Consider the following 12867-nt stretch of genomic DNA (forward strand, 5'->3'; position numbering starts at 1 on the left):
TAGTTGCTGTTGGCGTGTTTTATTCAAAAAAAAGCCGACTCTTAAAGTCGGCTTCTTATTAATGCTGCAATTATTTAGTACCAAAAATCTTATCGCCGGCGTCGCCGAGCCCGGGAATAATATATCCATGCTCGTTGAGGCCCTGGTCAATGGACGCGGTGTACATCTCGACGTCCGGGTGCGCTTTCTCCAGCGCGGCAATCCCTTCCGGAGCGGCAACCAGCACCAGCACCTTGATGCTTGAGCAGCCCGCTTTTTTCAGCAGGTCGATAGTGGCGATCATCGAACCGCCGGTTGCCAGCATCGGGTCAACCACCAGCGCCATACGTTCGTCGATATTGGAGACCAGCTTCTGGAAGTAAGGCACCGGCTCGAGGGTTTCTTCATCACGGTAGATGCCAACGACGCTGATGCGCGCGCTCGGGACGTGTTCCAGAACGCCTTCCATCATGCCGAGGCCGGCGCGCAGAATAGGCACGACGGTAATTTTCTTACCTTTGATCTGCTCAACTTCAACCGGGCCATTCCAGCCTTCGATGGTGACCCTTTCGGTCGCCAGGTCGGCGGTGGCTTCATAAGTTAGTAAGCTACCAACCTCTGAGGCGAGTTCACGGAAGCGTTTGGTGCTGATGTCGTGCTCGCGCATCAGGCCCAGCTTGTGTTTGACGAGTGGGTGTTTCACTTCCACAATCTTCATTCTCTTTCTCCTCTGAGGGGCAGCCACAAAAAAAATCGCGGGATTATACCGCTTTTTCCCATTTGCGCCATAGCCGATATGTTTGACCGGGATCAACCAAAATGCTTTGCGCTGCCTGAGCCAGTATAAATCAAAATAAAAAAACCCCGCGCAGGCGGGGTTTCACGGGGCTTTCGGGCGGTTTAGAGGGTTTCGCCGTTACTGCCGATAACCTGCTGATACCACGCAAAAGATTTCTTGCGGCTGCGGGCAAGGGTGCCGTTACCTTCGTTGTCTTTATCGACGTAGATAAAGCCGTAACGCTTTTTCATCTCGCCGGTTCCGGCAGAGACGAGGTCGATACAGCCCCACGGGGTGTAGCCCATCAGGTCAACGCCGTCTTCCACCACCGCTTTTTTCATTTCGGCGATATGGGCGGAGAGATAATCAATGCGGTACTGGTCGTCTACCGTGCCGTCAGCTTCGCGCACGTCGATAGCGCCAAAGCCATTTTCGACAATAAACAGCGGCAGCTGGTAATGATCCCAGAACCAGTTCAGGGAGTAACGCAGCCCAACCGGGTCAATCTGCCAGCCCCAGTCCGATTTCTGCACGTACGGGTTGGAGACGAGGCTTTTCGTCTCATCATAATCCAACTGCGGATTATCTTCGGTAGCCTTGGTGGCGAACGACATATAGTAGCTGAAGCCAATATAGTCGACGCAGCCTTCGCTCAACGCCACGCGATCTTCTTCGGTGATATCCAGCGCAAAGCCGCGGCGCTCAAAGTAGTTGAGCAGGTGCTGAGGGTACTTACCGCGCACGTGAACGTCGGTGAACCAGTAGCGGCGGTGCATGGCGTTCATCGCCATCATCATATCGTCCGGCGCGCAGGAGAGCGGGTAAATGGGGCACATCGCAATCATGCAGCCGACCTGCAGCGCCGGGTTAATCTCCCGCGCGGCTTTCACCGCCAGGGCGCTGGCAACCAGCTCGTAGTGCGCGGCCTGATACATCACCGGCTCGCGATCCTCACCCGGCAGGAACTTCAGCCCCGAGTTGGTGAACGGCGCAAAGTCTTCGTGGAAGTTTGCCTGGTTGTTGATCTCGTTAAAGGTCATCCAGTACTTCACCTTATGCTGATAGCGCTTCAACACCACCTGCGCAAAGCGCACGAAGAAATCAATCAGCTTACGGTTACGCCAGCCGCCGTATTCGCGCACGAGGTGATAAGGCATCTCGAAGTGGGAGAGCGTAATAACCGGCTCAATCCCGTGCTTCAGGCACTCGTCGAACAGATCGTCATAGAACTGCAGCCCGGCTTCATTCGGCTCCTGCTCGTCGCCCAGCGGGAAAATACGCGTCCAGGCAATAGAGGTACGAAAGCATTTGAAGCCCATTTCCGCAAACAGCTGAATGTCATCTTTATAGCGGTGATAAAAATCAATCGCCTCATGGTTAGGGTAATTTTTACCCGCCACCACGCCGTCGGTAATTTCACGCGCCACGCCGTGGGCGCCTGCGGTCATCACGTCGGCAACGCTCGCGCCCTTGCCGCCCTCCTGCCAACCACCTTCCAGCTGATGCGCCGCAACCGCGCCGCCCCACAGAAAACCTTCTTTAAATCCAGACATGTTCTCTTCCTTATGAGCGATCGCCAGTCGGCGACCGGTATTGCTGATTGAAATGGTAAACGGCGCCAATCAGCCCGGCGTCGTTGCCGTGGCTAACGGTGTCGATATAGTCTGCAATGCCAAACCAGGCCAGATGTTCACGCAGCAGCGTCAAAAAGCCCGGACGTTCCACGATGCCGCCGCCGATGAGGATAGTCTGCGGATCGAACACGTTGACGAGGTTATAAAGGCCGGTGCCAAGGCCGTTAAAGAATTCGGCTACCAGCCGATGACAGGTCGCATCGCCCCTGTCGTAGCGATCGAATATCTCTTCCCCGGTCACCTCTTCCAGCGTTTTCCCGAAATGCGCGGCGTAGCGCTGGCGCAAGACGCGCAGGGTACAGTTCTCATTCATTGAATAGCGGCGAACGTCGCGGGTGCCCGGGCGCTGGGTCTGCATATAGCCAAATTCGCCGGCGCGAAAGCTCGCGCCGTGCACCAGCCGGTCATTACAGAAGATAGCCCCGCCGATCCCGGTGCCAATCGTCAGAACCAGAAAATCACTTATATTGGCGGCTTTGCCCTGCCAGCGCTCGGCCAGCAGCACGCAGTTAGCGTCGTTTTCAATGGCGACGGGAAGTCGGGTCCGTTGTTCAAGCCAGGTTTTGATAGCGAAATTATCGAATCTGCGGATAGCGCCGCCCATTTCGATATAGCCGGTGTGCGGATTAACGTAGCCGGGCGCGCTGATCGCCACCCCTTCACACTCCGGGTGCGCGGCGATCCACGCCAGCATGGCCTGCAAAATTTGCTCGCCGTCGCTGTCGCGAATCGGCTGCTTTCCTTTCTCCAGCAGCTCGCCGGTGCTGGTCATCGTGCCCATTTTTAGCGCCGTGCCACCAATATCAAATGCGGCAATTACCATCCTTCCCCCCTCCTGAATCCCCTTGGTACCGTCGTTCGGCTCGCTTAAATAAAAAGAGAAACCGGTTTCAGTGGCATGATGATCATTCTGGCGCGCCGAGGCAAGCACAAGACTGTACCCGGTTTCATTTTCGTGAACAGTATCAAATTTGTTCATCTCACCGCCGTTTAACGCCGACTGTAAAGCAGGCTCGCAAACGTTTGCTATCCCTGTTAGAATTGCGCCGATTTTTCTTGCTACCGCAAATGTGTGGAGACTTCGCAGTGACCGATAAAACCTCTCTCAGCTATAAAGATGCCGGCGTAGATATTGATGCAGGCAACGCGCTCGTCGACCGTATTAAGGGTGTGGTGAAGAAAACCCGCCGCCCTGAAGTGATGGGTGGACTGGGCGGATTCGGCGCACTGTGCGCATTGCCGCAGAAATACCGCGAGCCGGTACTGGTCTCCGGCACTGACGGCGTCGGCACCAAGCTGCGTCTGGCGATGGACCTCAAGCGTCACGACACTATCGGTATCGACCTGGTAGCCATGTGCGTCAACGACCTCGTGGTTCAGGGCGCTGAGCCGCTCTTCTTCCTCGACTACTATGCGACCGGCAAACTGGACGTCGATACGGCGGCCAGCGTTATCAGCGGCATCGCCGAAGGCTGCCTGCAGTCAGGCTGCGCGCTGGTTGGCGGCGAAACCGCAGAAATGCCCGGCATGTACCATGGCGATGATTATGACGTCGCGGGCTTCTGCGTCGGGGTTGTAGAAAAATCAGAAATTATCGACGGCAGCAAAGTTGCCGACGGCGACGTGCTGGTCGCACTGGGCTCCAGCGGCCCGCACTCCAACGGCTACTCGCTGGTGCGTAAAATTATTGAAGTCAGCGGCGTCGACCCGCAGACCACCGACCTGAACGGTGCGTCACTGGCCGACCATCTGCTGGCGCCGACCCGCATCTACGTAAAATCGGTGCTGGACCTGATCGCAAACGTTGAAGTTCACGCTATTGCGCACCTGACCGGCGGCGGCTTCTGGGAAAATATCCCGCGCGTTCTGCCGGATAACACCCAGGCGACGATCGACGAGTCCTCCTGGCAGTGGCCGGAAGTTTTCAAATGGCTGCAAACTGCCGGCAACGTCAGCAGCCATGAAATGTATCGGACCTTCAACTGCGGCGTCGGCATGGTCATCGCGCTGCCGCCGGAAGCCGTCGATAGCGCCCTTGCTCTGCTGAACGAAAAAGGTGAAAACGCGTGGAAAATAGGCTATATCAAAGCCTCTGATTCCGAACAGCGTGTGGTCATTGAATGAAAAACATCGTGGTGCTGATTTCCGGTAGCGGCAGTAACCTGCAGGCAATGATTGACGCCTGCGCGCGGAAACAGATCGGCGGCACCCTGCGAGCGGTATTTAGCAACAAGGCCGATGCCTTCGGCCTTGAACGCGCGCGTGAGGCCGGTATCCCGACCCATGCGCTCACCGCCAGCCAGTTCGCCAATCGTGAAGCGTTCGATCGCGAGCTGATGCACGAGATCGACGCCTACGCGCCGGATGTGGTGGTGCTTGCGGGCTACATGCGCATTCTGAGTCCGGCCTTTGTTGCCCACTATCAGGGGCGGCTGCTGAATATCCACCCTTCCCTGCTGCCTAAATATCCCGGGCTGCATACCCACCGCCAGGTGCTGGAAAACGGCGATGAGGAGCACGGAACCTCGGTGCATTTCGTCACCGATGAGCTGGACGGCGGCCCGGTTATTCTGCAGGCCAAAGTTCCGGTTTTCGCCGGCGATAGCGAAGATGACGTTACCGCCCGCGTACAGGCTCAGGAACACGCTATTTACCCGCTCGTCGTCAGCTGGTTTGTCGACGGTCGTCTGCGCATGGAGGGCGGTCAGGCCTGGCTTGACGATGCGCCTCTGCCGCCGCAGGGATATGCGGCAGAAGAGTAATAGATAGCGCCTCTCACATCCGTCAGAGGCGTTTTTTTTGCCACCGTAGTCACCGCTCATCTGCGCCAGAACCCCGGGCGACGGAGGCCTTTTTGCGTCCGGCTTACGACAGCAAGCATCAGAATCAGCGTTTTTTGCACACAGAATGAGCAAAGGAAAGCGACCGCCTTTTCTTCGCAGCGCGTTGAAAGAAAACTGTCATACTTCTTTGACATAGTTGGACATTCAATGGCAAAGCTCGCCATAATGAAAAAGCAACATCAATCAACCGGAGTGTGAGTTGTAATGGGCCAGGAAAAGCTATACATCGAGAAAGAACTCAGCTGGTTATCCTTTAACGAACGCGTACTTCAGGAAGCGGCGGACAAGAGCAACCCGCTGATTGAGCGCATGCGTTTTTTGGGCATTTACTCCAACAACCTCGATGAATTTTATAAAGTGCGCTTCGCTGAACTTAAGCGCCGCATCATCATCAGTGAAGAGCAAGGTAGTACCGCCCATTCTCGCCACTTATTAGGTAAAATCCAGGCTCGGGTGCTGAAGGCCGACCAGGAGTTTGACAGCCTCTACAATGAGCTGCTGCTGGAGATGGCGCGAAATCAGATCTTCCTGATTAACGAACGCCAGCTGTCGGTCAACCAGCAGTCCTGGCTGCGCAACTACTTTAAGCAGTACCTGCGCCAGCACATAACCCCTATTTTGATTAACCGCGAAACGGACCTGATCCAGTTTTTGAAAGATGATTACACCTATCTGGCGGTGGAAATCATTCGCGGCGACACCATTAACTACGCCCTGCTGGAAATTCCGTCAGATAAAGTTCCGCGCTTTGTTAACCTGCCGCCGGAAGCTCCGCGCCGCCGCAAGCCAATGATCCTGCTCGATAACATTCTGCGCTACTGCCTGGATGATATCTTTAAAGGCTTCTTCGATTACGATGCGCTGAACGCCTACTCGATGAAAATGACCCGTGATGCCGAGTACGATCTGGTGCACGAGATGGAATCGAGCCTGATGGAGCTGATGTCCTCCAGCCTGAAACAGCGCCTCACCGCCGAGCCGGTGCGCTTTGTTTATCAGCGCGACATGCCGGACACCATGGTTGAAATGCTGCGGGCCATGTTCTCGATTTCACGCTATGACTCGATGCTGCCGGGCGGCCGTTACCACAACTTTAAAGACTTTATCGGCTTCCCGAACGTCGGCAAAGCCAACCTGGTCAACAAGCCGCTGCCGCGCCTGCGCCACACGTGGTTTGATAAGTTCCGCAACGGTTTCGACGCCATTCGCGAACGCGACGTGCTGCTCTACTACCCGTACCATACCTTTGAGCACGTGCTGGAACTGCTGCGCCAGGCCTCCTTCGACCCCAGCGTGCTGGCGATCAAAATCAATATTTACCGCGTGGCCAAAGATTCGCGGATCATTGACTCCATGATCCACGCCGCCCACAACGGTAAAAAAGTCACCGTGGTGGTCGAGCTGCAGGCGCGCTTTGACGAAGAGGCCAACATTCATTGGGCGAAGCGCCTGACTGAGGCCGGCGTGCACGTTATCTTCTCCGCCCCTGGGCTGAAGATCCACGCCAAGCTGTTCCTGATTTCGCGTAAAGAGGGCGATGAGGTTGTGCGCTACGCCCATATCGGCACCGGTAACTTCAACGAAAAAACCGCGCGCCTGTATACCGACTACTCCCTGATCACCGCGGATGCGCGAATTACCAATGAAGTTCGTCGCGTGTTCAACTTTATCGAAAACCCGTACCGTCCGGTTAGCTTTGACTATCTGCTGGTGTCGCCGCAGAACTCGCGCCGCCTGCTGTATGAGATGATCGATCGCGAAATTGCTAACGCCCAGAACGGCCAGCCTTCCGGGATCACCCTTAAGCTGAACAACCTGGTCGACAAGGGCCTCGTTGACCGCCTCTACGCGGCCTCCAGCTCCGGCGTTGCCGTTAACCTGTTAATCCGCGGTATGTGCTCCCTGATCGCGGGTCTTGAAGGGATTAGCGACAACATTCGCGTTACCAGCATCGTCGACCGCTTCCTTGAGCACGATCGCGTCTATGTCTTTGAAAATGGCGGCGATAAGCAGGTCTGGCTCTCTTCCGCTGACTGGATGACGCGCAATATCGACTACCGTATTGAAGTCGCCGCGCCGCTGCTTGACCCGCGTCTGAAACAGCGGGTGCTGGATATTTTTGACATCTTGTTCAACGACACGGTGAAAGCACGCTATCTTGATAAAGAACTGAGTAATAGCTACGTGCCGCGCGGCAACCGCCGTAAAGTTCGCGCTCAGATGGCGATCTATGACTATCTCAAATCACTCGAACAGCCCGATTAACCTATGCCTATAAACGAAAAAGCCCCTCGTCCCCAGGAGTTTGCTGCGGTCGACCTTGGTTCAAACAGTTTTCATATGGTGATCGCCCGTGTCGTCGACGGGGCAATGCAGATCATCGGCCGCCTTAAACAGCGGGTTCATCTGGCCGATGGTCTGGATGAAAACTCCGTGCTCAGCGAAGAGGCGATCGCGCGCGGGCTTAGTTGCCTGTCGCTGTTTGCCGAACGCCTGCAGGGCTTTGCGCCCTCCAGCGTCTGCATCGTTGGCACGCATACGCTACGCCAGGCGACGAACGCGGCCGAGTTTCTCAAGCGCGCGGAGCAGGTTATCCCCTATCCGATTGAGATAATCTCCGGTAACGAAGAGGCGCGCCTGATTTTTATGGGCGTTGAGCATACTCAGCCCGAGCGCGGCCGCAAGCTGGTGATTGATATCGGCGGCGGCTCAACCGAGCTGGTCATCGGCGAAGATTTCGAGCCGCGGCTGGTCGAAAGCCGCAGAATGGGCTGCGTCAGCTTCTCGCAGATTTATTTCGCTGGCGGCATTATCAACAAAGAGAATTTCCAGCGCGCGCGCCTGTCGGCGGTGCAAAAGCTGGAAACCCTGGCGTGGCAGTTCCGCATCCAGGGCTGGACCGTGGCGCTGGGCGCCTCCGGGACCATTAAGGCCGCTCAGGAAGTGCTGATCGCCATGGGCGAGAAGGACGGCTTTATCACCCCTGAACGCCTTGAAATGCTGGTCGCTGAGCTGCTGAAGTATAAAAACTTCGACTCGCTTAGCCTGCCGGGCCTTTCTGAAGAGCGCAAAGCGGTATTTGCTCCGGGGCTGGCGATTCTGTGCGGCGTGTTCGATGCGCTGGCCATCAAAGAGCTGCGCCTGTCGGACGGGGCGCTGCGCGAAGGCGTGCTGTACGAGATGGAGGGTCGTTTCCGCCATCAGGATATCCGCAGCCGCACCGCGCAAAGCCTGGCCAACCAGTACAATATCGACCGCGAACAGGCGCGTCGGGTGCTGGAGACCACCACCCATATCTTTGAGCAGTGGCAGGTTCAGAACCCTAAGCTGGATAACCCGAACCTTTCGGCGCTATTGAAATGGGCGGTCATGCTGCACGAAGTGGGGCTGAATATTAACCACAGCGGTATGCATCGCCACTCCGCGTATATTCTGCAGAACAGCGATTTGCCGGGCTTCAATCAGGAGCAGCAGATGCTGATGGCCACGCTGGTGCGCTATCACCGCAAGGCCATCAAGCTCGACGATTTGCCGCGCTTTACGCTGTTTAAGAAAAAGCAGTTCCTGCCGCTTATTCAGCTCTTACGCCTCGGCATTCTGCTGAACAACCAGCGCCAGGCGACGACAACGCCGCCGACGCTGACGCTGAAGACCGAAGCCAATCACTGGACGCTGGTATTCCCGCACGACTGGTTTAGCCAAAATGCGCTGGTGCTGCTCGATCTGGAAAAAGAGCAGCAGTACTGGGAAGGCGTACCCGACTGGCTGCTGAAGATTGCCGAAGAAGAGCCTGATAGCTAGCAGACCGGCCGGGCGCTCTGCGTCCGGCCTGTTTTACCCCTCAACCCGCCTTCGGCACGTCCAGGTTAGCCAGCGTCTCCAGCGGCACGGGCTCGCCAATCTCATAGCCCTGCATGTAGTCGATACCCAGCGACATCACCGCCTGACGAATCTCCTCCGTTTCAACGTACTCCGCCACTACCTGCATATTCTTCATCCGCGCCAGATGGCAAATCGAGGCCACCACCTGATAGTCGAGGCTGCTGGTGACCAGATTGCGGATAAAGCTGCCGTCAATTTTCAGCAGGTCAACGTTGAGGCTTTTTAGCCGCGCGTAGCTGGCATAGCCGGTGCCGAAATCATCGATCGCCACCCGGCAGCCCAGCGCCTGTAAATGGGCCAGCGTTTGTCGCGCCTGCTCCGGATTGGTCAACGAGTGATTTTCGGTCAGCTCGAATATCAGCTGCCAGGGCTCAACCCCGTAGCGCGCCAGCCGCTGCTCCACCTCCTGCGGGAACTGGCTGCGGCTCACCGACACCGGCGACAGATTCACCGCCAGCCGCAGGCCCGGAAGAGTGTGCCGATGCTGGTTCATAAAGGAGAGCGTATTTTCCAGCACCCACAGATCGATCCGCGAAGCGAGGCCAAACTCGTGGGCTACCGGGAGGAAGCTATCCGGATTGATGATTTCGCCATTCTCGCCCACCATCCTCAGCAGCACTTCATGGTAGCTATCGCCGCGGATCCCGACTATCGGCTGCGCCATCAGGCGAAAGCGGTCCAGCTCCAGCGCCTGCAGGATCTGATTCATCATCGCCACCTTATCCTTTAGCCCATGCTGGACGTGGATCGCGCCCCGACGCTGCATATTTTCCGGGTGACCGCTGGTTAACGACATATCGGCAATGGTATTCAGCTCGCCTAAGAGCAAATACAGATGCTTCACCGGCGAGCGCACGCTGCAGTAGCTCAGGCCCACCGCGGGCTGCAGCGGCATCCCGTCCCAGACAAAGCGAAACTGCTTCAGGTGCTTATCCAGCGCGTCGATTCGCGCCTTGTGATCGTCGCAGTTCATACGGATAACCAGGTCGTGGCCCGAGAGGTGGTGAACGGCCTCATTCGGCTGCAGCAAGGCGCTAAGGTGTTCTGCCAGATTTTGCTTGTACTGAATGCGCAGCATCACCCCATAGTGCCGTCCCAGCAGCTCCAGCTCAGGGATGCGCAAAAAGCACAGCACCGACCACGGCGAGCTTTCGAGGGCCCGGCTTAGCGCGCGTAAATTCGGCATATGCACCACCGGGTCGAGAAACGCCATTCGCCGCACGCGCGCGTGGATCAGCCGCTGCTGCGTCGCCAGCATGGCCATATAGGCGATAATAAACGAGAACACCAGGTAGCTGGATGAGGTGATAGCCAGCTGATTATTGTAGCCCATCGAGAACGGCAAATAGCGGTAATGAAAATGGATAATAAGAATTAATACCGGCGTCCAGACCATCGCGATAAAACGATAGCCAAAGCGCATCGCTCCCCACAGCATCACCGGCATAAGTAATGATAATGTATAATTTGTGCTAAATATCGTACTGGTACTACTCAAGGGTATTAATAATAGTACTAATAACATTAACAGCGTAAGTGCCCAGAAAATAAACTCAACCCGCTTTATTTTGGGGTCAATTTGCAGGCGAATTTGCGAAATAAATCCGCGTATATGTAATGGATTACGAATAATGCGCAGCAGGAAATAGCACAGCGGTACGCCGGTTAAACACCCGACCATCAGCGCCTGGAAAGTGATTAGCGATCGTAAACTAAAGGGGTCAATGCCGATCAGGCCCGTGGCGCGAGGATGCAGGCCAAGGTACTCGGCAAACTGGGAAAGCACGAGGAATATTGCCGACGGCAGCAGCATTTGCCAGAACAGCCTCTGCGGCATCAGGCCGACGTTACCGTGCGAGATCTGCTGCCTGCGCGGGACAAAAATACGGTAGCCGCCCCAGCACAATACCACCGGGATCAGAAAGTGGAAGATAACGCCGACCGCCTCTTCCGGAGCCATGCGACGGGCCACCGTGCACCACAGCCCGATGATAATGCCGGGCAGCGCGCTCCAGCCAAAAAACAGCATCAGGCTCAATACCAGCGCCAGCGGTAAATAGTAAAGAGAAACTTCATTGCCGTTCAGCTCAGCGTAGGTATTTGTCCATCTCGCCAGAGGAAGTAAGAGAGTAGGTAACACCAGCGGCAGCGCCCACCACTTGTCCCGATATTGTCTGTACAGATTAATTATGCTCATAGATGCTCTACGGATAACCCAAACTCCAGCAGGGTATATTCAGGCAGGCATCCAACCCAACCATCTCAACCGCGTAAGGAATAATGACGCGGAACTGGCTGGAGATTCTAGTTACCAGCGAAAACAGACAGTTGATATAAATCAAGAAACCATTTAGCTAATATTAATAATGCTTATTTTTTTGCCATTGGCCGCTGGAAAAAGAAACCATGTAAATGCATTGATTATGTTATATAACACTAAGTAATGCTTTTGGCTGAGGCACTTTTACATCCTCATCAATTGACCCCGCCCCTTTCCTGTGCCTTAATACGCCTAACGCCCATGTTATGGGTATACTTTAAGGAACCTTTTGTGAGTCAGGCACCCAGTATGCGTAAACGACATCGATTTAACCGTCGCATGACCCGTATCGTACTGCTTATCAGCTTTATCTTTTTCTTTGGACGTTTCGTCTACTCCTCTATCGGTGCCTGGTACCATCATCAGGACAAAAAAGAGTCGCAGCAATCCACCGCCCCTGTGGTCACGCCGACCCGAGAATAGCCTCGCCGTCACCAGCCGTTCGCCGTATTCGATGTCCGTTCAGCTTCCGAGTTGCCGCAGCAGGCGCAACATTTCGGCGATCCCTTTACTGAGGATTTTATCCTGACGCATCACCACGCCAAGCCGGCGATGAAGGTATGGCGTCAGCGAGTGAACGCTTAGCCCGCGACGATCCTCGGCGTCCTGCACCGCCATACGCGGCACAATGCTGTAGCCCAGCCCGGCGCGCACCATGCGCTTGATCGCCTCGATACTCCCAAGCTGCATCACCGGCGCAATCGTCAGGCCTGCGGCATGAAACCAGCCGTCAATCAGCGCCCGGGTGCCGCTTCCCGCCTCAAAGGCAATCAGCGGCAGGACCTGCAGAACGTCCGGCGTAAGCCGCGGCGGCGCCAGGCCGTCGCTGGCAAAAATAAACACAAACTCCTCATCGATAACCGGGGTGACCGCCAGGCAACGCCCGTTTGCCGGCAGCGTCACCAGCCCAAGATCGAGCCGGTTTTCTTCCACCGCCCGGACGATATCGAGGGTATTTCCGGTGGTCACGCCCACCGTCAACAGCGGGTGGCCCTCGCGCAGCTGCTGCAGAATCGGGGGTAAAAGATGAATACAGGCCGTCGCCCCGGTACCGAGGGCAATCGCGCCGCTGACCTCATGGCTAAACTCGCCGACCGACCGCAGCGCCGCGCTGACCGCCTGCTCAATATGTTCGCCGTGGGCCAGCAGCGTCAGGCCGGCCGCCGTCGCCTTCACGCCCCGACCGGTGCGCTCCACCAGCCGGGCCTGAAGAAACTGCTCCAGCTGGCGCACCTGCAGGCTGACGGCCGGTTGCGATAGCCCCAGCACGTCGGCGGCGGCGGAAAAGCTCCCCCGCTGCACCACCAGCCGGAAGGTCGCCAGGTTTGCCAGATTCAGCGTCATCATCGCAAAGTTTCTCTTATAAGGGTCATAAACGGACGGGTCTGCCAGCACAATAGCCTGCGGGATATGCTGTCGACAACCGTATCA

Annotated in this window: 10 protein-coding genes; 5 read left to right on the forward strand and 5 right to left on the reverse strand. The window is 56.3% G+C overall.

What is annotated here, in order from left to right; genetic code table 11:
- Positions 1–70 precede the first annotated feature (70 nt).
- From upp to bglK, 3 genes are all read right to left on the reverse strand, one after another.
- Positions 71–697, reverse strand: a complete 627-nt coding sequence (upp, locus tag M2416_RS21450) for a uracil phosphoribosyltransferase (RefSeq protein ID WP_041146687.1) — start codon at positions 695–697, stop codon at positions 71–73.
- 182 nt (positions 698–879) lie between these two features.
- A complete protein-coding gene (locus M2416_RS21455; RefSeq protein WP_259226604.1) occupies positions 880–2310 on the reverse strand; it encodes a 6-phospho-beta-glucosidase in 1431 nt (476 codons plus the stop codon).
- 10 nt (positions 2311–2320) lie between these two features.
- The gene (gene bglK, locus M2416_RS21460; RefSeq protein WP_076947761.1) at positions 2321–3214 is read right to left on the reverse strand and encodes a beta-glucoside kinase BglK; all 894 of its coding nucleotides are present in this window, start codon (positions 3212–3214) and stop codon (positions 2321–2323) included.
- A gap of 263 nt (positions 3215–3477) precedes the next feature.
- Here bglK and purM point away from each other — a divergent pair, with 263 nt between their 5' ends.
- The 4 genes from purM to ppx all read left to right on the forward strand — a co-directional run bounded on the left by purM (position 3478) and on the right by ppx (position 9035).
- Positions 3478–4515 (forward strand): phosphoribosylformylglycinamidine cyclo-ligase, encoded by a 1038-nt coding sequence (gene purM, locus M2416_RS21465; RefSeq protein ID WP_076947724.1) that lies wholly within the window; start codon positions 3478–3480, stop codon positions 4513–4515.
- The gene (purN, locus tag M2416_RS21470) at positions 4512–5153 is read left to right on the forward strand and encodes a phosphoribosylglycinamide formyltransferase (RefSeq protein WP_041146691.1); all 642 of its coding nucleotides are present in this window, start codon (positions 4512–4514) and stop codon (positions 5151–5153) included. The genes purM and purN overlap by 4 nt, the downstream gene beginning before the upstream one ends.
- Positions 5154–5438: 285 nt before the next feature.
- Positions 5439–7499: a polyphosphate kinase 1 gene (gene ppk1 / locus M2416_RS21475; RefSeq protein ID WP_076947725.1), complete on the forward strand. Its 2061-nt coding sequence runs from the start codon at positions 5439–5441 to the stop codon at positions 7497–7499.
- A gap of 3 nt (positions 7500–7502) precedes the next feature.
- Positions 7503–9035 carry an exopolyphosphatase gene (gene ppx / locus M2416_RS21480; RefSeq protein WP_076947726.1) on the forward strand — a complete coding sequence of 511 codons (1533 nt, stop codon included), beginning with the start codon at positions 7503–7505 and terminating at the stop codon, positions 9033–9035.
- A 40-nt stretch (positions 9036–9075) separates the two neighbouring features.
- Here the strand turns inward: ppx and M2416_RS21485 are convergent, their stop codons facing one another.
- On the reverse strand, positions 9076–11313 hold the full coding sequence (locus tag M2416_RS21485; protein ID WP_259226610.1) for a sensor domain-containing phosphodiesterase: 2238 nt from the start codon (positions 11311–11313) through the stop codon (positions 9076–9078).
- Between the two features lie 354 nt (positions 11314–11667).
- On the opposite strand from M2416_RS21485, the gene M2416_RS21490 reads away from it, so the two are divergent.
- Complete coding sequence (locus tag M2416_RS21490; RefSeq protein ID WP_071844960.1) at positions 11668–11859, forward strand: YfgG family protein; 192 nt, start codon at positions 11668–11670, stop codon at positions 11857–11859.
- A 39-nt stretch (positions 11860–11898) separates the two neighbouring features.
- Here M2416_RS21490 and M2416_RS21495 read toward each other — a convergent pair whose 3' ends face one another.
- Positions 11899–12783 (reverse strand): LysR family transcriptional regulator, encoded by an 885-nt coding sequence (locus M2416_RS21495; protein WP_041146696.1) that lies wholly within the window; start codon positions 12781–12783, stop codon positions 11899–11901.
- Between the last annotated feature and the right edge of the window lie 84 nt (positions 12784–12867).

It is taken from the genome of Klebsiella sp. BIGb0132, from assembly GCF_024810075.1.
Taxonomy (GTDB): domain Bacteria; phylum Pseudomonadota; class Gammaproteobacteria; order Enterobacterales; family Enterobacteriaceae; genus Klebsiella; species Klebsiella terrigena.

What these genes read in the sequence shown, in the direction of transcription:
- M2416_RS21485 (WP_259226610.1), bottom strand. Translation starts at nt 11,313, where the DNA reads ATGAGCATAATTAATCTGTACAGACAATATCGGGACAAGTGGTGGGCG.
- upp (WP_041146687.1), bottom strand. Translation starts at nt 697, where the DNA reads ATGAAGATTGTGGAAGTGAAACACCCACTCGTCAAACACAAGCTGGGC.
- ppk1 (WP_076947725.1), top strand. Translation starts at nt 5,439, where the DNA reads ATGGGCCAGGAAAAGCTATACATCGAGAAAGAACTCAGCTGGTTATCC.
- purN (WP_041146691.1), top strand. Translation starts at nt 4,512, where the DNA reads ATGAAAAACATCGTGGTGCTGATTTCCGGTAGCGGCAGTAACCTGCAG.
- ppx (WP_076947726.1), top strand. Translation starts at nt 7,503, where the DNA reads ATGCCTATAAACGAAAAAGCCCCTCGTCCCCAGGAGTTTGCTGCGGTC.
- bglK (WP_076947761.1), bottom strand. Translation starts at nt 3,214, where the DNA reads ATGGTAATTGCCGCATTTGATATTGGTGGCACGGCGCTAAAAATGGGC.
- M2416_RS21495 (WP_041146696.1), bottom strand. Translation starts at nt 12,783, where the DNA reads ATGATGACGCTGAATCTGGCAAACCTGGCGACCTTCCGGCTGGTGGTG.
- M2416_RS21455 (WP_259226604.1), bottom strand. Translation starts at nt 2,310, where the DNA reads ATGTCTGGATTTAAAGAAGGTTTTCTGTGGGGCGGCGCGGTTGCGGCG.